The following is a 21940-nucleotide window of genomic DNA, read 5'->3' on the forward strand; positions in this document are numbered from 1 at the left end:
TCCACTCTTCCTGATCGGGGCGCATCATGCCCATAAAATCCGTAGCCATTGTCGGTGCCGGCATTGCCGGTCTCACCGCTGCCCTTGCTTTTGCCCGGCACGGTATCGACTGTGACATCATCGAACAGGCCGGCGAACTGGCGGAAGTCGGCGCCGGCCTGCAGCTTTCCCCCAATGCCGCCCGCATTCTGGCGACGCTAGGCGTCCTGCCTGACATCGAGGCGCGCTGGACCGAACCGGTCACCGTCGATCTCGCCTCGGGAAAATCACTGGCCACGCTGCTCTCCCTGCCGATGGGCGCGGTCGCCCGCAGCCGCTGGGGCGCACCCTATGGCGTGCTGCATCGCTCGACGCTGCAAAACGCGCTTCTCCAGGCGGTGACACGCAATCCGCTCTGCCGGCTGCATCTCGGCAAACGCATCGAAAACGCGACGGTGGATGTCATTGCCGCAACCACCTTTCGCGATCACGATCTGATCGTGGGCGCGGATGGCGTCTGGTCGGCGGCCCGTTTCGCGGTGCCGGCAGCACCCACCGCCACCTTCTCCGGCAATGTCGCCTGGCGCTTCACCGTTGCCGCAGATCAGGTGCCATCCGCCTTCAACAAAACCGCCGTCACGGCCTATCTCGGCTCCCGTGGCCATATCGTTGCTTATCCGCTGAAGGAAGTCGGCGGCTTCAACATCGTCGCCATCGCGCTCGGGGCCGATCCCGGCGCGACATGGCGCGCGGAATCGAGCGGGCGGCAGAAAACCCTGTTGCTGGAACAATTTCGCGGTTTCAGCCCTGACATCGTCAGATTGCTCGATTCGTCTGAAAATCCGACCTTCTGGCCGCTCTATCAGGCTGGCCCCGGCCGCTGGCACAATGGCCGCGATACGGTGCTGATCGGCGATGCGGCGCACGCCATGATGCCTTTCGCCGCCCAGGGCGCGGCCATGGCAATAGAGGATGCGTTCGAACTTGCGGGAGCGATGGCAGGCAACAGCGCCGAAAAGCCCGTGCCGCAGGCCCTCGCCGCCTTCGAGGCGCTGCGCCTGCCGCGCATAGAAAAGGCCCGCAAGCGGGCCTCTCTCAATCGTTTTGCCTATCATGCAAGAGGCCCGGTGCGTATTGCCCGGGACCTGGTGTTTTCCACCCGTCCCCCGGAAGCCTTCCTGAAGGACTTCGACTGGCTCTACGGCTATCGGGCAAAAGGCTGAGGGCTGCACTCAGACCCCAGCCGCGGCTGCGAAACCGGCCTCGAGGTCCTTCTTGAGATCGGCGACATCCTCAAGCCCGATCTGCAGGCGGATAACCGGTCCTTGCGACGGGCCTTTCGCAATTGTCCTGTCGGCAAGCGATACCAATACGGCAAGCGATTCGTATCCGCCCCATGAATATCCAAGTCCGAAGAAGGTCAGAGCATTAAGGAAAGCTGCCGCCGCCTTCTTGTATTTGCCTTCCTCGGCCTTCAGCACGAAGGAAAATACGCCGCTCGCGCCTTTGAAGTCGCGCTTCCACAACTCATGTGTCGGAAAGCTCGGCAAAGCCGGATGCAGAACGCTCACCACATCGCTGCGGCTTTCCAGCCAGCTGGCGATATCGAGCGCGCTTTTCTGGTGGTGCGCCAACCGGATGCCCATGGTGCGCATGCCGCGCAGGATCTGGTAGGCATCGTCAGAGGTGACGCAGATGCCGAGATTGGTGTTGGCCTGATAAAGCGCCTTCCAGTGCTTCTCATTGGCCGAAACGAAGCCCATCAGAACATCGGAGTGGCCCGAAGGATATTTGGTGGCGGCATGAATGGAGACATCGACGCCAAAATCGAGCGGCTTGAAATAAAGCGGCGTCGCCCAGGTATTGTCCATCGTCACCACGCAATCATGTCGGTGAGCGATGTCCGTGATCAGCCGGACATCCTGAATCTCGAGTGTGTTGGAACCCGGCGCTTCCAGATGCACCAGCGTCGTATTCCGCCGGATGAGAGCCTCGATGCCGGCTCCGATTGCGGGATCGTAATACTCCACCTCTACGCCCAGCTTCTTCAGCATGGTGTTGCAGAAGCGACGCGTGGGGCCATAAACCGAATCGACGACCAGCGCATGATCGCCCGCACTCAGATACGCAAGGAAAGGCACCGTGATCGCCGCAAGGCCCGACGGAACGAGAATGGTTCCGAAAGAACCTTCCAGTTCGTTGACCAGATTGCACAAGGCGTCCGTCGTCGGGGTGCCGTGGGTGCCATAGGTGTATTTCTGGTTTTCCGTCGAAAGCGTCTCCGCATCTGGGAAAAGTACGGTCGAGCCACGCACGATGGGCGGGTTGACGAAACCGAAACAGTCCGCGGGATCATTGCCGCCATGGGTCAGGCGTGTATTCACACCTGCGGCGGAAAGCAGGTCATTTGTCTTGGTCATTTCAGATCAGCTTTCGAAGGAACATTGACGGGTGCGACAATGCTAAGAGCACACCGCAAGGTCAAGTCCCGCAACGAGCCCCGCGGCAGGCCAATTGATCCACCTTGATGCAGCATACAAGAAGTATACAAAATTCGGGCAAGTGCATTTTCTCGCAAAAATATGCTTATATTTTCACCCTTTGCACACTTCACGACCAAAATTTGGAAAATTCCGTTTTATAGGCACAATTATTGCCCGCACATCTTGACCCTTTCGAAGATTCGAATCTTATAAAGAAGGCAGATCGAAAAGATCTGGCTGAAGGGGGAGCTGGGGTAAAACAAAAGATGCCGGTCCCCTTCCATTGACGATAACAAACAAAGGTTGGGAAAAATGAAAAAGGCAATTCTGTCAGCCGTCATCGGCGCAGCAGTTTTGGGAGGAGCCTCGGTCGCTTCGGCTGCGACGCTTCAGGATGTGAAGGGCAAAGGTTTCGTCACCTGCGGCGTCAGCGCTGGCATTCCGGGATTTTCCAATCCCGATGACAAGGGCGAATGGTCCGGCATCGACGTCGACTATTGCCGTGGTATTGCCAGTGCGGTTTTCGGCGATCCTTCCAAGGCCAAGTTCGTCGCTCTTTCGAGCAAGGACCGTTTTCCGGCTCTCCAGTCCGGCGAAGTCGATGTTCTGACGCGTAACACCACCTGGACGATCAGCCGCGACACCTCGCTCGGCTTCAACTTCCGCACCGTCAACTATTATGACGGCCAGGGCTTCATCGCCAAAAAGGGCCTCAACGTAAAGTCCGCCCTTGAGCTTTCCGGCGCCGCTGTCTGCGTTCAGACCGGCACGACCACCGAGCTCAATCTCGCCGACTACTTCAAGACCAACAATCTGCAGTACAACCCGGTCGTTTTCGAAAAGGAAGCCGACGCAACGTCTGCCTACGATTCCGGCCGTTGCGACGTCTACACCACCGACCAGTCCGGTCTTTACGCCATCCGCCTGAAGCTGAAGAACCCGGACGACAACATCGTTCTGCCTGAAGTGATCTCCAAGGAGCCGCTTGGCCCAGCCGTTCGCCAGGGTGACGACCAGTGGTTCGACATCGTGACCTGGGTTCACTATGCGATGGTCAACGCCGAAGAACTTGGCATCACCTCCAAGAACGTCGATGAACAGAAGACCAGCGCCAACCCGGACGTAAAGCGTCTTCTCGGCACGGAAGAAGGCACGAAGATCGGCACCGATCTCGGCGTCGGCAATGACTGGGCCTACAACATCGTCAAGCTGGTGGGCAACTACGGTGAAGTCTTCGACCGCAACGTCGGTGCAGGCTCTCCGCTGAAGATCGAGCGTGGCCAGAACGCGCTGTGGACGAAGGGCGGCCTGCAATACGCACCGCCGGTCCGTTGATCGGCCCCTTCATCGGCTAGATCATGACAGGAGGCTGGGCAACACCCGGCCTCCATTTGAAATTACATAAATAAGCTCGCAAAGAGCACATAAAAGGGAAAGTCGCCTATGGCAGGCAACGCGGTCAGTTCGCAACGATCGCGCGCGCAAAGCGCGTCGTCACTTATCTATGATCCACGCATACGCGGTATTTTCTATCAGGTCCTGACAGTTGTCATCCTGACCGCCTTCGTCTGGGTCATCGTGACGAATACGATCACCAATCTTCAACGGGCAAATATTTCATCCGGCTTCGGCTTCCTCAATGGAAGAGCCGGTTTCGACATCGGCCAGTCGCTGATCGCTTATACCAGCGACGCGACCTATGGCCGGGCATTGCTCGTTGGCATTCTCAACACGATCCAGGTTGCCTTTTTCGGCATCATCGCCGCCTCGATCATTGGTTTCATCGTCGGTATCGCCCGGCTGTCCAACAACTGGCTGATCTCGAAGCTCGCGCAGGCCTATGTGGAAATCTTCCGCAACATCCCGCCGCTGCTCGTCATCTTCTTCTGGTACAAGGGCGTCATTTCGGTTCTGCCGCAGGCGCGCGACTCGCTGGAGCTGCCGCTTGGAAGCTACCTCAACAATCGCGGTTTCTTCTTTCCCAAGCCCCTCTGGGGCGAAGGCACCTGGCTGATACCGCTCGCCTTTCTGGTCGCAATCGTCATCATCTTCTTCGTCTATCGTTGGGCGAAAGCGAGACAGGAAAAAACCGGTCAGCAATTCCGCACCGGCATCACAGCCACACTTCTCATCATTGGACTCCCTGCCGCGACATTTCTGGCACTCGGTTCACCGCTGACATTTGACTTCCCGATTGCCGGGCGGTTCAACCTTTCGGGCGGCGCAGTCGTTGCACCTGAATTCATGTCGCTGTTTCTGGCGCTTTCTTTCTACACCGCCTCCTTCATCGCCGAGATCGTTCGCGGCGGTATCAAGGCCGTGGCGAAGGGCCAGACGGAGGCTGCGGAAGCGCTCGGACTTCGCTCCAGCACGACAACGCGTCTGATCATCGTTCCGCAGGCGATGCGCATCATCATTCCGCCGCTGACAAGCCAGTATCTCAACCTGACCAAAAATTCCTCGCTTGCGGTCGCTGTCGGTTTTGCCGACATCGTCTCGGTCGGCGGCACGATCCTGAACCAAACGGGTCAGGCAGTCGAAGTCGTCGCTGTCTGGCTGGTTCTCTATCTTTCGCTGTCCCTGCTCACGGCCGTGGTCATGAACTGGCTCAATGCGAAAATGGCACTGGTGGAGCGATAATCGATGACAATAAGCAATCACGCTTTCGTGCGACAGACCATCGAGGATGCCAGACCCGCGCCTTCGAGCGCGGTGGGCTTCGGCCATTGGCTGCGCACCAAACTCTTCGCCACGCCGAAAGACACCGTTCTGACGGTTCTCGCCATCGCCTTATTGGCCTATCTTCTGCCTCCGCTTTTCAAGTGGTTGTTCGTAGATGCGGTGTGGACCGGTACAGATCGCTTCGCCTGCCTGACATCCTCTCAGGGTGGTGCATTGCCAGATGGCGAGGCCGGAGCATGCTGGGCCTTCGTCTCGGCGAAATTCGGTCAGATCATGTTCGGTCGCTATCCGATCGATGAGCGCTGGCGCCCCATCCTCGTGATGGTGACCTTCGCCATCCTGCTGATACCGATGCTCATCCCCAAAGCACCGTTCAAGCGACTGAACGCGCTGGTGCTTTTCATCATCCTGCCCTTTATTGCGTTTTTCCTGCTCATCGGCGGCGTCTTTGGCCTGCCGAAAGTGGAAACGCAGCTCTGGGGCGGCCTGATGATCACCCTGATCCTGTCCTTCTTCGGGATCACGGTCTCCCTGCCCTTCGGCATTCTCCTGGCACTCGGCCGGCGGTCGAACCTGCCTGTCATCAAGATGCTCTGCGTACTCTTCATCGAAGTTATCAGAGGCATTCCTCTGATCACCGTGCTGTTCTTCGCCAGCATCATGCTGCCGCTGTTCCTGCCCGACGGGTGGACCTTCGACAAGTTCCTGCGCGCGCTTGTCGGTGTGTCGCTCTTCTCGTCCGCCTATATGGCGGAGGTGATCCGCGGCGGTCTGCAGGCCATTCCGAAAGGACAATATGAAGGTGCTGACTCACTCGGCCTGAACTACTGGCAGAAAACGAGACTGATCGTGCTGCCGCAAGCGCTGAAGCTCGTCATTCCGGGCATCGTCAACACCTTCATCGGGCTCTTCAAGGACACATCGCTGGTCTCGATCATCGGCATGTTCGACCTGCTCGGTATTGTCACACTCAACCAAGCGGATGCGAACTGGGCGACGCCTGTCACGGCAATGACTGGCTATATTTTCGCAGGTTTCGTATTCTGGATATTCTGCTTCGGCATGTCGCGTTATTCGCTGTTCATGGAACGGCACCTCGACACCGGACATAAACGATAAGGGACGCTCAAATGGCAGAAACCCAAGCAAAAAAACTGGCCGTCTCGACAACGGACGTGGCAATCGAACTCACCGGCATGAACAAGTGGTATGGTGACTTCCACGTATTGCGTGACATCAACCTCAAGGTCATGAAGGGCGAGCGCATCGTCATCGCCGGTCCTTCCGGGTCGGGTAAGTCGACCATGATCCGCTGCATCAACCGGCTGGAAGAACACCAGTCTGGTTCGATCCAGGTCGATGGCATCGAGCTTACCAACGATCTTAAAAAGATCGATGAAGTCCGTCGTGAAGTCGGCATGGTGTTCCAGCACTTCAACCTCTTCCCGCATCTGACGATCCTCGAAAACTGCACGCTGGCGCCGATCTGGGTTCGCAAGATGCCCAAGAAGGAAGCCGAAGAAGTGGCGATGCACTATCTGAAGCGCGTCAAAATCCCCGAGCAGGCCCATAAATACCCCGGCCAGCTCTCCGGCGGCCAGCAGCAGCGCGTGGCGATTGCCCGTTCGCTTTGCATGAAACCGAAGATCATGCTGTTCGACGAACCAACCTCGGCGCTCGACCCGGAAATGGTCAAGGAAGTGCTCGACACCATGGTCAGCCTTGCCGAAGACGGCATGACCATGCTGTGCGTGACCCACGAAATGGGCTTCGCCCGCCAGGTCGCAAACCGCGTCATCTTCATGGACCAGGGCCAGATCGTCGAACAGAATTCGCCGGCCGAATTCTTCGACAATCCGCAACACGAGCGCACACGTCTGTTCCTCAGCCAGATTCTGCATTGATCATTGAACAGGCGTCCGGAGCGGACGTTTTTCAAATTGCGAACCCAAAAACGGGACCTCACGGTCCCGTTTCTTTTTTGAGACTGAAACGGAGAACCGCAAGTGAAACCGGAGCCTCTTTATTATTTTATTCTCAATCCAGGCAGCAATAATTGAACTTCTAATTGGTCAGCCTGATATATTTGCGGCGATAATTTGATCGCGGCCTTGGACATATTTGCGATGGATAGTTTGCTTGTATTTCTGGGAGACATATTAAGCGGCTTGATATCCGGCAGTCCCTCGAAGTCAAACTTTGTACGGTGGATGGCATACGCAATCAATGCGATCATACTAATACTTTCGGGCCTGCTGATATATGGAAAATACCTGACTTGATTTTTGCTGACTGCCCCCATTGAGGAACACACATGTTTCGCAAGTAGTTGCAGTCGAGCCCTATCGCTCAAGCAAAACAGCACTTCCCCAACCATTTAACCATTTGTTACGAAACAAGAATCCTTGTTTCTCAGGGCTTCTGGCGGTCCATGTCATTTTTTTGTCAAATCATGCATTTTTCCGCTTGCAGACCTTCGGGAGCCTGACTATAAGGGCGCCACACCACAAGCGCACGCGCCCTTCGTCTATCGGTTAGGACGTCAGATTTTCATTCTGAAAAGAGGGGTTCGACTCCCCTAGGGCGTGCCACTTGCTTTCGTGTTGTCCCCCTTTTGAAAATCAGAATCCGCATTCAACGTCGCGAATTTCTCGCGCGTCATCCTTGCTGTGGAACAGATTCCCGCCCGGCACGTTAGAATGGCGTCCCCCCGATGGAAGGCAAGCCGGGTGGAGCGCCATAGGCCAGATCAACCGGCTTGCCTTTCCCCTCACCTCCACACAGCGTCCCTTCGTCCCGGATTGTAGCTTGACGCCAGCTAAGGGTTGGAAAGCCGTTTCCCCGCTATCTTATGAGTGACGAGCGCATTGCCGACGCACCGCGATAGGGACGAAATTTCAAGGCCTTGGCCAGATCCGCCGCAGTTTTCCACAGCCCTTTCAGCGTCCATAAAAAAACTCGTCTCGAAGCGAGAAAAATCAATTTTTCCGCTTGCAGACCTTCGGGAGCCTGACTATAAGGGCGCCACACCACAAGCGCACGCGCCCTTCGTCTATCGGTTAGGACGTCAGATTTTCATTCTGAAAAGAGGGGTTCGACTCCCCTAGGGCGTGCCACTTGCTTCTCCCAGAAATCAATCATCTGCACGAAAATCTTCACGCATCGCGTAAAGTCGTCGCCGCACATTTGCTCTGCCCGTCCGAGGATTGTTTCCATAACATTCAGGATTGTTTGGCAGCCCCGTCAGGGCGCAAAAGCCGCATCCAGCACACGTAGTTGAACACGTCTTTGGCCCTGCCAGAGATCGGCGCCCACGGTGCCTGCAACGTGGATGTTCCTGCCGCGCGCATTCAGCAGCATCTGCCCCAGGGGCGCTTCTGCAGCGCGGAAGGCGATACCGTCCAGCCTCGATCCGTCCATGGCCTCCAGCGTGATCTTGACGTGCGCTGTGCCCACAAGCCGCACATCACGCAGGCGGTGCGCCGGCACGGCAAAGATCGGCTGCGAATGGCCTGACCCATAAGGACCGGCCTGCTCCAGCTGATCGACAAGCTGCAATGTCGCGCCAGACGCGCCGATCGCGCCATCGATTTTCAGCACGCTGCTTTCCACCAGCTCGTTCACCGTCTTTGCGGCCGCTTCTTCGAAGAAAGTCCTGAGCTTGCCGAGATTGGCGCGCTCCACCGTCAGGCCGGCCGCCATGGCATGGCCGCCGCCCTTGACCAGCAATCCCGTTTCCACGGCGGCGCGCACCATGCGGCCCATATCGAAGCCGTTGATCGAGCGGCCGGAGCCGGTGCCCTTGCCGGAGGGATCAAAGGCAATGGCAAAGGCCGGACGGCGGAAACGGTCCTTCAGGCGCGAGGCCAGCAGGCCAACAATGCCGGGGTGCCAGTTCTCGCGGGCGGTGACGATGACGCCCGCACCGGAGCCGTCGCCATATTCGAACAGCGCCTCGGCTTCCGCCTCCGCCAGCATCGCCGCTTCCATGGCCTGCCGCTCGCGGTTCAGCTCATCCAGCCGCTCGGCAATCACCTCGGCCTGCGAAGAATCATCGATGGTCAACAAACGACTGCCGAGGGCTGCATCGCCGATACGACCGCCCGCATTGATGCGCGGCCCGATCAGAAAACCGAAATGATAGGGGGTGACAGGCCCGCCGAGCCCCGCCTTCTTGAACAGCGCCGCAAGCCCCGCATTGTTCATGTGCCGCGCGGCAATCAGCCCCTTCACCACATAAGCGCGGTTCAGCCCCTTCAGCGGCACCACATCGCAGACCGTTGCAAGCGCGACGATATCAAGCAGCGACAATAGATCGAGCGTGAAGGCCTGTCGGTTACGTCTGTCCTTCAGCAGCCGCAAGGTGGCCACCAGCACGAGGAACACCACGCCGGCGGCGCAGAGATGCCCCTGCCCCGAAAGATCGTCCTCCCGGTTGGGATTGACCAGCGCCACGGCCGGCGGCAGTTCCGTGCCGACCTGATGGTGATCGATCACCACCACATCCGTTCCGGCGTCCTTCGCGGCCTGAAGCGATTCATGGCTGGTGGAGCCGCAATCGACCGTCACGATCAGCGTCGCGCCATTGGCGGCAAGCTGCTGCATCGCCGCCGGGTTCGGCCCGTAGCCCTCGAAAATGCGATCGGGAATATAGATTTCCGGCGTCAGCCCGAAATGCGCGAGAAAGCGATACATCAACGCCGAAGAGGCAGCGCCGTCGACATCGTAATCACCGAAGATCGCCACCTTCTCGCCGGTCTCGATGGCGCGCACCAGCCGCTCGGCGGCCTTTTCGCAATCGGTCAGCATATGCGGATCGGGCATCAGGGAACGGATGGTCGGATCGAGGAACGCCAGAGCGTCATCGACCCCTACGCCGCGCCCGGCAAGCACCCGCGCGATCAATTCGGGAATGGCGTGAACCTGGGACATCGCCAGCGCGCGGTTTTGCCCGGCCTGATCCAGCCGCGACACCCACCGTTGTTCTGTCGCCGACCGCTCCACGCTTAAAAACGCGCGGGCCACGGTATCGGCCGGCTCCAACATTGCCATCCTGTCCCTTCATCCTGTCATGCGCGTTCCGCGCCTTGGTTAGAACGGGCTAAATGGCGAAGGCGCGTTTTTCAAGCAAAAACGCGCCTTGATGGATTCACACCGAAAAAATTGAGAAAAACGGGCTGACGATCGAGACAGCGCCGACCAGCAGCAACAGCGAGAAGACGGCGAGCGAACACCAGTTGCGCTCATGCTCGGCCATGTCGAATTCCATGCTGCGAATGTTGTCATTGGCATTGTGCGGCCGCGCCCGATGATGGGCGGCCAGAACGCCTGCGTGCTTATTGTCCTTGAACAGGATGATCGATGTCACGGCCACGCCTCCCTCGCTTGGTGAACAGGATTAACCATAGTGCCGAATCGCCTTGTTTTCCAGCGTTTCCGATGCCTTCCCCTCAAATTTTATGGCCGGCATGAAACCGGCGCGATGCAGAGGGCCACGCAACAAAAAACCGCGCCTCCTTTTGGAAGCGCGGCCCTCGATGTCATGAAAATAACAAACCGTTTCAGGTACGCTCGATGCGGATGACCTGCGGCTCGCTGACGAGATATTTCTCGTTCTTTATCGCCTTCACCGCCTTGCGGATCGCATCCTCCATCGTCGCATGGGTGACGAGGATGATTGTCTGCGGCGCGCCTTCTACATGCACGCGCTGGCGCTGCACGATGGATTCCAGCGAGATGTTATTGTCAGCCATGCGGGTGGCGATCGAGGCGAAGACACCAGCCTGATCCTTCACCGTCAGACGGATGAAATAACCGCCCTCATGGCTCTTCATCTTGGCGCGGCGGTACTCCGTCAGCGACTTGGCCGGACGGCCGAGCACAGGCACCTGCTGGGCGCCCGGACGGCTCTTGGCGATATCGGCGATATCACCAAGCACGGCAGATGCCGTGGCGTTGCCGCCTGCACCCGGGCCGACCATCAGCAATTCGCCGAGAATGTCGGATTCGATCGCCACCGCATTGGTCACGCCATCCACCTGGGCGATGACGGAATCGAGCGGCACCATGGTCGGATGCACGCGCTGTTCGATACCGGAGTCCGTCACCTGCGCCACACCGAGAAGCTTGATGCGGTAACCAAGCTCGGCGGCTGCCTGAATATCCTCGATGGAGATATTGGTGATGCCTTCGAGATAGATGTCGTCGGCAGCGATCTTGTTGCCGAAGGCAAGCGTGGTGAGGATCGAGAGCTTGTGCGCGGTGTCATTGCCTTCGATATCGAAGGCCGGATCCGCTTCGGCATAACCGAGCCGCTGCGCTTCCTTCAGGCACGCCTCGAAGGACAGGCCTTCCTTCTCCATCTTGGTGAGGATGTAGTTGCAGGTGCCGTTCATGATGCCATAGATGCGCGACACATGGTTGCCGGTCAAGGATTCACGCAGCGCCTTGATGACCGGGATACCGCCAGCCACCGCCGCCTCGAAATTGAGAAGCGCGCCCTTGTCTTCGGCAATCGTCGCCAGTTCGACGCCATGCTTGGCAAGCAGCGCCTTGTTGGCTGTCACCACATGGAGACCGCGCGACAGCGCTGCCCGCACCGCATTTTCCGCCTGACCGGAAGCGCCGCCGACCAGTTCGACGAACACGTCAATATCGGCTTCGCTCGCCATCTGCTCCGGCGTGTCGAACCAGGTAATACCCTTGAGATCAATGCCGCGGTCGCGCGAACGATCGCGCGCGCTCACCGCAATAATCTCAATCGCGCGTCCGCAGGTAATCGCAAGTTCGTTGCTTCTCTGCTGGAGGATGCGCACGAGCGAAGCGCCGACAGTGCCGAGCCCCGCTATGCCGATTCTCAATGAATCTGCCATGGGTATGTTCCTGATTTGCTGATGATGGTGGCGGCCGAGGCCCGGCCGCCTTCGGTTGCCCTTATCTGTGGGCGTTAAGCGAAACGACATTGTGCATCGTTTCGTCTGCGCTCGACAGGAAACGCTTCAGATTGCGCGCTGCCTGACGAATTCGATGCTCGTTCTCCACGAGCGCGAGACGGACGTAATCATCGCCCATCTCACCAAAGCCGATGCCGGGAGCAACGGCGATATCAGCCTTCTCGACCAGAAGTTTGGAAAACTCCAGACTACCGAGATGGCGGAACTTTTCCGGGATCTTCGCCCAGGCGAACATCGTCGCAGCCGGTGGCGGAACCTCGAAGCCGGCCTTGCCGAACGTATCGACCATGACGTCGCGGCGGCGGCGATAGACATTGCGCACTTCCGCGATGTCGGAGCCGTCACCATTCAGTGCGTGCGTCGCGGCAACCTGGATCGGCGTGAAGGCGCCGTAATCGAGATAGGACTTCACGCGGGTCAGCGCCGCGATCAGCCGCTCATTGCCGACGGCAAAGCCCATGCGCCAGCCGGGCATGGAAAAGGTTTTCGACATGGAGGTGAACTCCACCGCAACGTCGATTGCGCCGGGAACTTCCAGAACCGAAGGCGGCGGATTGTTGTCGTCGAAATAGATTTCCGAATAGGCAAGGTCGGACAACACGATGAGCTCGTGCTTCTTCGCAAATGCGATCACATCCTTGTAGAAATCGAGCGAAGCCACATGCGCCGTCGGGTTCGACGGATAGTTGATGATCAGCGCCAGCGGTTTCGGAATGGAGTGGCGCACTGCCCGTTCCAGCGGTCCGAAGAAGCTGTCGTCAGGCTCCACATTCATCGAGCGGATAACGCCGCCCGCCATCAGAAAGCCGAAAGCATGGATCGGATAGGTCGGGTTCGGGCAGAGGATCACGTCACCAGGTGCTGTGATAGCCTGCGCCATATTGGCGAAGCCTTCCTTGGAGCCGAGCGTGGCGACGACCTGGGTATCGGGGTTCAGCTTCACGCCGAAACGGCGGGCATAATAGGCGGCCTGCGCGCGGCGGAGACCGGGAATGCCCTTGGACGAGGAATAACGATGGGTGCGCGGGTCCTGAACGACTTCGCAAAGCTTGTCGACGATCGCCTTCGGGGTCGGAAGGTCGGGATTGCCCATGCCGAGATCGATGATATCGGCCCCGGCCGCTCGCGCGCTCGCTTTCAAACGGTTGACCTGTTCGAAGACGTATTGCGGCAGACGCCGGACCTTGTGAAACTCTTCCATCACTTTCCTCATGGGAATGGACCGGTACTGCCGGCCCATAACGAAGGTTCGTTTTTTGTTTTTAAACGCCGCCGACACGAACCGACCCGGCAGGCGTTATTCATTGTAGCGCAAAGCACGCGAAAACCTACAAGGCTTTTCTCAGGCCCACGCGGCATCACGATCATCCGCCCGTGCCTCTGGCACAGCCTTTTCAGCCCCTTTGGCAAGGCGGATCACGCAACGGGATCAAGGAACCTGCATAACGCCAGATTCTGGGAAAATGCAAGGCAAGCCATGCTCAAGAACGGCCATTCCTGTCGTTCAGCCACGCTCGCCCTTCACAATTGCCGCGCGGATGACCGAAAGCACGCGCTCCGGCTTGATATCCGTGCAGATGAGCTGGCTCGGATGCCCGTCCCAATCACCCGGCGGAAAGGCGCGACCGTCCGGCTTCTGAATGGTCTGACCATCGGCAAGACCGCCGCAGACGACGCGCACGGGGCCGCTGCGGGTTGTAAACAGCTCAGGCGCCACGAGATAAACGCAGGCGCAGCTGTCATGCACCACCATGCCGTCGCCGGTGCGGGTCTTGTAGAAATCGATGTAGAATTGCGACAGGTCGGAAAGCAGCTGCACGGGCTTGCCGCCCGCCTCCGCCATCTCTGCCATGAAGGCGCTCGTCATCACGGTTTTCGTCGTCACGTCGAGGCCGACGACGACCACGCGCCAGGGCGCGGTGAAAACGAGATCGGCCGCTTCCGGGTCGCCATGAATATTGGCCTCGGCCGCCGGCGAGACATTGCCGTTGATATCGAAAGCGCCGCCCATGACGATAACTTCCTTCACCAGCGCGGCAAAGTCAGGTTCCTCACGCAGCGACAGCGCCAGATTGGTCATGCGGCCGACGGCGATCAGCGTCACCTCACCGGGATGGGCCTTTACCGTCTCGATAATGAAACGATGCGCCGGGCGCGGATCGAGCGGCAGATCGATCGTCTCAGGGATATCGATATCGCCGAGACCGTTTTCGCCATGGATGAAGGTCGGCCAGTGACCTTCCTTGCGGGCGGGATCGAAGGTCACGCCGGCACCCTTGGCAACTGGCGCGGTCATCTGCCATTCCCGCTTCAGGAAAAGCGCATTGCGGGTGGTGATGTCGATGGGCGCATTGCCGAAAACCGTGGTGACGCCGATCAGATCGATATCGGGGTGCCGGTGCAGGAAAAGAAGCGCCATGGCGTCATCCACACCGGGATCCGTATCGAATATCACTTTATGCATAATGCCCTCATCCATATGTCCTAAGCGCCATCACCCCTTCCGGCGACGCGCCACGGAAACATAGCGATAAGCGGCCACACCGCAATCCCCCTGCCCGCAGCCGAACGCACAGAAAGAGATTGCACGGTCACCCTTTCGGTGAAAGAAGAAGCCCTCTCCTTCCGCCTGCCCGGACATATCAAGTGCAAGACATCGCCCTCAACGTTTTTATCGTCCTCTTCTGCGTCGCCATCTTTGCCGGATTTATCGATTCCATCGCCGGCGGCGGTGGTCTCATCACCATTCCGGCCATGCTGATCATGGGTGTTGCGCCGCTGGACTCGCTCGGCACCAACAAGCTGCAATCGCAATTCGGCTCGGCTTCGGCCACCATCGCCTATGCACGGCGCGGCCATGTCAATCTGAGAGAACAATTGCCGATGGCCATCATGGCGATGCTCGGCGGTGGGCTCGGCGCGGTCACGGCCGGCTTCGTTCCGGCCGATCTGTTGCGCACCATCATGCCGTTTCTGCTGATTGCGATTGCGCTTTATTTCGCCTTCAAGCCGCAGCTCAGCGATATCGACAGCCATCGCCGCATCACGCCTTTCGTGTTCGGCCTCACCGCGGCACCGCTGATCGGTTTTTACGACGGTGTTTTCGGCCCCGGCGCGGGCTCCTTCTACATGCTGTCTTTCGTGGCGCTCGCCGGTTTCGGCATGCTGAAGGCAACCGCCCATACCAAGCTGCTGAACCTCGGCTCGAACTTCGGCGGTTTTGTCGTGTTTGCGATGGGCGGAGCGGTTTTGTGGAAGCTCGGCCTCGCCATGGGCCTTGGCCAGTTCATCGGGGCGCAGGTCGGGTCACGCTTCGCGATGAAAAACGGCGCGAAGATCATCCGCCCGCTTCTCGTCCTGTCGTGCCTCGCCATGGCGACGAAGCTTCTTGTCGATGCTTCGTCCGCCTGGTCGATCGCCACGATCTGGGAAACCATCTTCCCGAAATAAGGAGTGGTAGAACGCCTTTTCCCCGCCGGTCAGACAACGGGCCGACGCCCTCAGCCTGTGGCGCGGCGTCTGCGATCGGCGATCTCGCGGATCACCACCATCGCGCCCACGAGCTTGTAGGCGGAGGAGTAGCAGGGCGACATTTCCAGCGACTTGACGACCGTGCGGCCGTTCTGGTCTTCCGCATAGGTATATTTCGACGTATCGCCCTTGAAGCAATTGTCGAGCTTTTCCCTGAGATTGTTCTGGAAACGGTGAACGCCGACAAGCTCGGCGATGTGGCAGCCGATAAGCCCTTCCGGCGCATTGCGCTGAAATGCATCGAGAGCATTGGCGAAGGAAACACGGTAACCGGGAGACACGATCACCACCGGCTCGTCAAGATCGTTGAGCATGTCCTCATCGAGGATCAGATGGCGGTGATGCCATTCCAGAGTATCCTCGTCCTCGTCACCGACGACCTTGGCCTTTGACGGCATGCCGACATAACGATCGACCAGGGTTCGCAGCAGCTCGGAGTTGCGCTGCACGCAGCCAAGATCTTCCGCCTCGTGATTGAGGAGATCGATTGCAAAACGGAACTGCTCGCGAATATCTTCGGAGCTTTCGGTCTTGCGCCCAACAATCCGCTCGAGGAGTTGCTCCAGTTCACGCTCCAGCACGGCAATCTTGTCGGATTCGTTCTTACCGACGGCAGATTGCAGTTCCGTATAACGTAGCCAGAACAACTCAATCAAATCTTTCAACCCAACTCTCCCTGAACGGGCATATGCCCCGCTCCCAATGCGAACGGATTAACCCTTTGCCCCTGTTTATAGCGTCTGCGCGCTTAAAAATGACGTAACGAAACGCAGGAACGCCGTGGGGATTGATGTTCAAAATATCACAGCCACCGCTATTTTTTCAATTTCGATAATCCATGAACGAGAAATGAGGTTCCACCAAGATAAAAAAATATCGAAATGCACAAATTCGGGGTCGGTTTTTTGTAAAATCTCAAAAAATCCGGCCGCACGACAAGCACCTCAAATCCGGTGCTTCACATCCCAGCGGTCATGATACCAAAGCCATTGGCCAGGATATTCGCGCACCCAGCTTTCCACCTTGTCGTTCAGAAGCTGCGCCGTCGCCTGAATATCGACATTGCCCCTTTCATCCCGGGGAATTTCAACCTTAGGCTCTATTTCCAGCCTGTAGCGATTGTCGGGAAGTCGTATGCAGCGGGCGGGATACACATCGCAATTAAACTGCCGCACCAGCTTGGCAAGCAGCGGATTGGTGCGAACTTCAAGCCCGAAGAACTTCGTCGTCAGCCCCTTGCCGAACTTCTGGTCGACAAGCACGCCCACACCGCCGCCCTTTTCCAGCTGCCGCGCCAGCGCGAAGGAGGAGCCGGCATGCGACGGCACGAGATTGCCCATGCGTTCCTTGCGGAAATTGAACACCTTGTCGGCCACATAGGGATTGTTCGGCGGCCGAAACAGCACCGTCACATCAAGGCCAAAGGCCGAGCCTGCGACCGGCAGCAGCTCGAAATTGCCGCTATGGGCGGTAAAGACGATGAAGGGCCGCGGATTGTCGCGCAGTTCGAGAAAGGTCGGGACACCCTCGACTTCGATGCGGCCGGGCTCGTTCTTCTCGGGGTCGAAATCGAACAGCCGGTCGAGAAACACATATTCTGCCGCAAGCCGGCCCATATTGGCCCAGCTGTCCATGGCGATCGCCAGCCGCTCCTCTTCGGATTTTTCCGGAAAGGCGCGCGCCAGATTGTAAAGCATCAGCTTGTGGCGGCCGGTTTTCGGACCCACCCAGCGCGCCAGCCGGTCCGTGGCGCGAATGCCCGCATCGGCCGGGAAGAGCTTCAGCAGATTGAGGAGGCCGAAAGCGAATGTCGCGATCAGCCACTGCCGGAAGTGGTCCAGTTTCAGGACGATCCGCGTCAGGAATAATTTCAAGGTGGTCAATCCATCCGCAGAACGATCTTGCCGAACACCTGGCGCGTTTCCATGCGCTCCAGTGCCCGGTCGATATCGTCGAAGGTGACTTCCGTGTCGATGACGGGATGAACGATGCCGCGGGCCATCTTCTGCATGGCATTGGCCATGTTTTCCATGCGGCAGCCGAAGGAACCGAGCAGCTTCAGCTGCTGCTGGAACAGCATCATCAGGTTGATTTCAGTGGACACGCCCGAGGTGGAGCCGCAGGTGACAAGACGGCCACCACGCTTCAGCGAGAACATCGAGGCGACGAAGGTGTCCTTGCCGACGTGTTCGAACACCACATCCACGCCCTTCTTTTTCGTCAGCTTGCGCACGACGCCTTCGAAACGGTCAGTCCGGTAGTTGATGACATGATCGGCCCCGAGCGCCTTCGCCCTTTCGATCTTGTCGTCGGAACCGACCGTGGTGATGACGGTGCAACCCATCTTCTTGGCAAGCTGGATCGCCGCCGTGCCGATGCCGGAACCGCCGGCATGGATGAGGATGGTCTCGCCGGGCTCGAGCTTGGCATTGTCGAACAGCATGTGCTCGACGGTGCCGAAAGTCACCGGCGCGAGCGCCGCAGCAACGGCATCAATGCCGTGCGGTGCCGGCACGAGCTGGCGGGCGGGAATATTGATCTTTTCCTGCGCGAAACCGTCGAGATGGAAACCGTGTACGCCCTGGACATGTTCGCACAGATTGTCACGGCCTTCTCGGCAGGGCTTGCAGAGCCCGCAGGTGCGCGCGCCGTAGACCGAAACGAGCTGACCGGGCAGCACATTCGAAACGCCCGGGCCGATGGTCTCGACCACGCCGGAGGCTTCCGCGCCGATGGTGAGCGGCATCTTGCGCTTGGCGAAAGCCATGCCGCGCCAGCCCCACACGTCGATGTGGTTGAGCGCCACGGCCTTGACGCGCAACGTCACCTCACCCGGGCCCGGAGCATCCGGTTCGGGCAGGTCCACTTTTTCGAGCTTCCGGTCGTCCACGAGTTGAAGAGCGCGCATATTTCAGTCCTTCGCCCGAGGGCGTTATCTAAAAATCATTCCAGCAAAAATCTCTAACGGTTTTGCGGCTGGAATGCGTCATCAAAGAAGCGAGAGCGTTTCCGCAATTCATTGGGAAACGCCCCTGTTGTGACGGAACCGGTTAAGCCGGTTCCCGCGTCATGACAAGGCTTGCATTCTGCCCGCCAAACCCGAAGGAGTTGGACAGAACCGCATTCACCTGAGCATCCCGCTTCACATTGGGCACCACGTCGAGCGTGATGGTCGGATCGGGATTATTGTAGTTGATTGTCGGCGGCAGGGTGCCGGTCAGCATGGTCTGCAGCGAGAACACGGCTTCCACGGCACCTGCCGCCGTCAGCGTATGGCCGATCATCGACTTGTTGGAAGACAGCGGAATATTCTTCAGGCCTTCGCCGAAGACGGCGAGCATCGAGCCATATTCCATCTTGTCGTTTTCGGGCGTCGAGGTGCCGTGGGCGTTGATGTAGCCGATATCGCTTTCCGCGATGCCGGCATCGGCAAGAGCCGCGCGGATCGTCGCGATCGCCGGGCCGCCGTCGGGCGAAGACCGCGTGCGGTGGAAGCTGTCGGCCTTGTCGCCGGCGCCCTTGATGATGCCTAGCACCTTGGCGCCGCGTGCAACGGCAGCTTCGAGCGATTCCAGCACCAGCGTTGCCGCACCTTCGGCGATCACGAAACCATCGCGATCCTTGCTGAACGGCTTTGAAGCCTTTTCCGGCGGGTCGTTCTGGGTCGAAAGCGCCGAGAGCAGCGAAAAGCGGATCAGCGCCTCAGCGCTGACAGAACCATCGGTCGCAACCGTCAGCGCCCGCTCCGTGCGGCCCTGGCGGATCGCCTCGACGCCGAGCTGGATTGCAGTAGCACCCGATGCACAGGCCGTCGATAGCGTGACCGGCAGGCCGCGTGTTCCAAAACGGTCGGAAAGACGCTCGGAAATCGCGCCAAACAATGCGGCTTCCTGGAATGCCGGATCGGGACGCTGACGGAAGGCCGTCAGGAACCGCTCATAGGCATCGCCCGGCTGAGCGGCCGGCGGAGACCGGTCGGCAAGCTCGAAACGGGCGCTCCATTCCGGCTCGATCGGCGGTGCGGCGAGAAACAGCGGGCCATCGAAATCGCCTGATATGCCGGCCTGCGCCAGCGCCTCGATGGTGGTTTCGCGCGCGAAAGCATAAGAACGCTCGACGGAATTCGGCACCGGTATATCGATGAAATCCACCGTGCCGCTGATACGGGTCGAGAGCCCTTCTGTCGGGAAGCGGGTAATCTTGTGGATACCCGACTTGCCTGATGTCAGAGCTGCCCAGTTATCGGCAAGTCCCTGACCGAGTGAGGTGATGATGCCCATGCCGGTGACGGCAACGATCGGGCGACCGAGATGATCCTTAAAATTGGTCATGGTCTTTTCTCCTCACACGTCACGGGACAGAACGGCGACACCTTCGCCGCGCACATGGCCGACGGTGGTGACGACCGCTTCGGTGGCCGCTTCGCCCATGGGCCTTTCCGCGGCAGCATCGAAAGTAGGAACCTTCGCGCCGCTTTCAAGCGCCAGGGCCGCGAGTGCGAGGCCAAGCGGAAACTGAGCTTCAAGTCCATGGCCGGTGATACCGCCGAAACCGCGAATGGCGGCCTGCGGCAGGGCTTTTTCGAGAATGGTCTTTTCGCGACGGGTAACGTCGTCGAAACCACTCGCACCTGAAAATACGACGGTCGCAGCGCTGTCCTTTGCAGGCGCAAGCAGGCGCTCCATGCGCTTTTCCATCTTGCCGTCATCGCGGCTGCCACGGTCGCCCTCAATGGCATCGATGCGGGCATAGATGCGCGCCCCGCGCTCGCTGGCATGCTTGCGCGATTCCAGCACGAGGAAGGCGCCGAGCGAACCGGAAATCATGCCGCCGCCGTCCTGGTCACCACGCGACCACAGCGGCTGCCAGCCGCCCTGCGCATGTGCGCCGATGGCTTCGAACAGCAGGATCATGTCGGGACGTTCGGCCGAGAAGGCACCGCCGACAAGGGCGTGGCTCGATTCGCCGGAACGAATGCGATGAAACGCGGTTTCGACGGCGGAAATGCCAGCCGCTTCCTCGCCCATGAAGGTGCGGGAAGACCCGGTGACCTTGTGCACGATGGAGATATTGCCGGCCATCAGGTTGGAAAGCTGTGCGAGAAACAGCGTCGGGCGCAGTTCCGTCGTCAGCTTTTCGTTCAGCAGCTTTTCGCGATCGTTGCGCTTCAGCGCTTCATCGACAATCAGCGTATCGACATTGATGTCGCGCTCGCCGCCGCCGGCCGCCACGATCATGTCCATGGTGGCGCAGGCCTCGGCATTTTCCTTCAGCCCGGCATCATCAAGCGCGAGGCCAGCGGCGAACACACCGAGCCGCTGCCAGTTTTCCATCTGCCGCTGGTCGCCACGCTTGGCGATCTGCGCCGACCAGTCAATGTCAGGCATGGGATGGACCGGATAGGGCTTGAACTTTTCGGTCTCGACAACCGGCTCCGGCACGGCGGCTCCAGAAAGAAGCGCCACATGCGCCTGGCTGCCAACGCCGTGACAGGTCACGATGCCGACCCCTGTTATCACCACATCATTGTCAGATTTCATCGTCTGTCATCCTTTGCAGCCGGCCCCGCCGAAACGGTCACGGCTATCCACAGCGGCTGCGAACAACCACTTCATGCGTTGCGGAATAAAGCGCGCGATGCGGATTGGCAATGGTGAAGGCCCGATCCGCCGTCGCGAGCCCACGATTTTCGTGCTTCAAAACCGGGCCGACCGAAAAACGTGTCCCTTCGAAACGGGTGGAAACGCTTATTTCTGCGCATCCGCGGCAATGGCCGCCATCAGGCCGACTTCCTCGGCCCGCTTCTTGACGATAGGCCCAAGCGGGATTTCGCTGAACGGCATGGTGCGCAATTTAAGCTGCGCGTCGCAGACCTTCTTACCACCCGAGGTGATCTTCGCCTTGGTAACGGCAAAGCCAGAACCGTCATGCTCCAGCACGGCCTCGATGTCGAGAACGGCGCCCGGCTCCACGAAGGTGCGCATCTTCGCGCCATCGACCGACATCAGGAACGGCATGGACGCAAAATCGGAAAATGCCAGAACCATCATGCCGGAAGCCTGCGCCATGGTCTCGATCAGGAGCACGCCCGGAACCAGCGGCATGCCGGGGAAGTGGCCTTCGAACACAGGGCTTTTGTCGGGAACGACGGACTGCGCCTTCAACGTGCGCGTCGCCATGTCCACGGCTTCGACCTTGTCGATCATCTGAAAATATTCAAGCAGCATCGGTCCGGCCCGTCTCTGGTCGGTTGCGACCCGCCCAACAAGGCCGGGTCCAGAAAAAGAAATGCCCGCCGGAAGCGGGCATTGT

18 protein-coding genes and 2 tRNA genes are annotated in these 21940 nt (G+C 59.1%); 8 read left to right on the forward strand and 12 right to left on the reverse strand.

All coding sequences use genetic code 11. The features are described 5' to 3' along the window. Positions 1–26 precede the first annotated feature (26 nt). Entirely contained in the window at positions 27–1202 is a 1176-nt protein-coding gene (locus CFBP5499_RS07025) for an FAD-dependent monooxygenase (RefSeq protein ID WP_080825053.1), read from the forward strand. Between the two features lie 9 nt (positions 1203–1211). Here CFBP5499_RS07025 and CFBP5499_RS07030 read toward each other — a convergent pair whose 3' ends face one another. Beyond that, positions 1212–2399: a cystathionine beta-lyase gene (locus tag CFBP5499_RS07030; protein WP_080825052.1), complete on the reverse strand. Its 1188-nt coding sequence runs from the start codon at positions 2397–2399 to the stop codon at positions 1212–1214. A 375-nt stretch (positions 2400–2774) separates the two neighbouring features. Here CFBP5499_RS07030 and CFBP5499_RS07035 point away from each other — a divergent pair, with 375 nt between their 5' ends. The 6 genes from CFBP5499_RS07035 (at position 2775) to CFBP5499_RS07070 (ending at position 8260) form a co-directional block, all read left to right on the forward strand. Then, positions 2775–3797: an amino acid ABC transporter substrate-binding protein gene (locus tag CFBP5499_RS07035; protein ID WP_173986963.1), complete on the forward strand. Its 1023-nt coding sequence runs from the start codon at positions 2775–2777 to the stop codon at positions 3795–3797. 108 nt (positions 3798–3905) lie between these two features. Next, on the forward strand, positions 3906–5102 hold the full coding sequence (locus CFBP5499_RS07040; protein WP_080825051.1) for an amino acid ABC transporter permease: 1197 nt from the start codon (positions 3906–3908) through the stop codon (positions 5100–5102). A gap of 3 nt (positions 5103–5105) precedes the next feature. Then, complete coding sequence (locus CFBP5499_RS07045; protein WP_080825050.1) at positions 5106–6263, forward strand: amino acid ABC transporter permease; 1158 nt, start codon at positions 5106–5108, stop codon at positions 6261–6263. 11 nt (positions 6264–6274) lie between these two features. After that, a complete protein-coding gene (locus CFBP5499_RS07050) occupies positions 6275–7048 on the forward strand; it encodes an amino acid ABC transporter ATP-binding protein (RefSeq protein ID WP_080808739.1) in 774 nt (257 codons plus the stop codon). A 612-nt stretch (positions 7049–7660) separates the two neighbouring features. Further along, positions 7661–7735: transfer RNA gene (locus CFBP5499_RS07060), tRNA-Glu, on the forward strand. A gap of 450 nt (positions 7736–8185) precedes the next feature. After that, positions 8186–8260 (forward strand) — tRNA-Glu (locus CFBP5499_RS07070). Positions 8261–8387: 127 nt separating this feature from the next. On the opposite strand, the gene recJ is transcribed toward CFBP5499_RS07070, so the two are convergent. The 5 genes from recJ to CFBP5499_RS07095 all read right to left on the reverse strand — a co-directional run bounded on the left by recJ (position 8388) and on the right by CFBP5499_RS07095 (position 14561). Next, on the reverse strand, positions 8388–10196 hold the full coding sequence (gene recJ, locus CFBP5499_RS07075; RefSeq protein ID WP_080825048.1) for a single-stranded-DNA-specific exonuclease RecJ: 1809 nt from the start codon (positions 10194–10196) through the stop codon (positions 8388–8390). 97 nt (positions 10197–10293) lie between these two features. After that, positions 10294–10518, reverse strand: coding sequence for a hypothetical protein (locus CFBP5499_RS29960; protein ID WP_173986965.1), 225 nt, complete (start codon positions 10516–10518; stop codon positions 10294–10296). Positions 10519–10705: 187 nt separating this feature from the next. Continuing rightward, positions 10706–12016 carry a homoserine dehydrogenase gene (locus tag CFBP5499_RS07085; RefSeq protein ID WP_006316330.1) on the reverse strand — a complete coding sequence of 437 codons (1311 nt, stop codon included), beginning with the start codon at positions 12014–12016 and terminating at the stop codon, positions 10706–10708. Between the two features lie 61 nt (positions 12017–12077). Further along, complete coding sequence (locus tag CFBP5499_RS07090) at positions 12078–13298, reverse strand: LL-diaminopimelate aminotransferase (protein ID WP_045016540.1); 1221 nt, start codon at positions 13296–13298, stop codon at positions 12078–12080. Between the two features lie 303 nt (positions 13299–13601). Then, on the reverse strand, positions 13602–14561 hold the full coding sequence (locus tag CFBP5499_RS07095; protein ID WP_080827325.1) for a nucleoside hydrolase: 960 nt from the start codon (positions 14559–14561) through the stop codon (positions 13602–13604). A gap of 182 nt (positions 14562–14743) precedes the next feature. Here CFBP5499_RS07095 and CFBP5499_RS07100 point away from each other — a divergent pair, with 182 nt between their 5' ends. Next, positions 14744–15547, forward strand: a complete 804-nt coding sequence (locus tag CFBP5499_RS07100; protein WP_080825047.1) for a TSUP family transporter — start codon at positions 14744–14746, stop codon at positions 15545–15547. Positions 15548–15597: 50 nt separating this feature from the next. On the opposite strand, the gene CFBP5499_RS07105 is transcribed toward CFBP5499_RS07100, so the two are convergent. The 6 genes from CFBP5499_RS07105 to CFBP5499_RS07135 form a co-directional block, all read right to left on the reverse strand. Beyond that, on the reverse strand, positions 15598–16293 hold the full coding sequence (locus CFBP5499_RS07105; protein WP_080825046.1) for a hypothetical protein: 696 nt from the start codon (positions 16291–16293) through the stop codon (positions 15598–15600). Positions 16294–16572: 279 nt separating this feature from the next. Then, the gene (locus CFBP5499_RS07110; RefSeq protein ID WP_371506521.1) at positions 16573–17502 is read right to left on the reverse strand and encodes a lipid A biosynthesis lauroyl acyltransferase; all 930 of its coding nucleotides are present in this window, start codon (positions 17500–17502) and stop codon (positions 16573–16575) included. Positions 17503–17507: 5 nt separating this feature from the next. Next, positions 17508–18536 (reverse strand): zinc-binding dehydrogenase, encoded by a 1029-nt coding sequence (locus CFBP5499_RS07115; protein WP_080825044.1) that lies wholly within the window; start codon positions 18534–18536, stop codon positions 17508–17510. A gap of 142 nt (positions 18537–18678) precedes the next feature. Beyond that, positions 18679–19959 carry a beta-ketoacyl-ACP synthase gene (locus CFBP5499_RS07120; protein WP_080825043.1) on the reverse strand — a complete coding sequence of 427 codons (1281 nt, stop codon included), beginning with the start codon at positions 19957–19959 and terminating at the stop codon, positions 18679–18681. 12 nt (positions 19960–19971) lie between these two features. After that, positions 19972–21168, reverse strand: coding sequence for a beta-ketoacyl-ACP synthase (locus CFBP5499_RS07125; protein WP_080825042.1), 1197 nt, complete (start codon positions 21166–21168; stop codon positions 19972–19974). A 207-nt stretch (positions 21169–21375) separates the two neighbouring features. Next, positions 21376–21855, reverse strand: coding sequence for a 3-hydroxyacyl-ACP dehydratase FabZ family protein (locus CFBP5499_RS07135; RefSeq protein ID WP_080825041.1), 480 nt, complete (start codon positions 21853–21855; stop codon positions 21376–21378). Between the last annotated feature and the right edge of the window lie 85 nt (positions 21856–21940).

Origin of the sequence: Agrobacterium tumefaciens (assembly GCF_005221325.1) — a bacterium.
In the GTDB taxonomy this organism is placed as follows: Bacteria; Pseudomonadota; Alphaproteobacteria; order Rhizobiales; family Rhizobiaceae; genus Agrobacterium.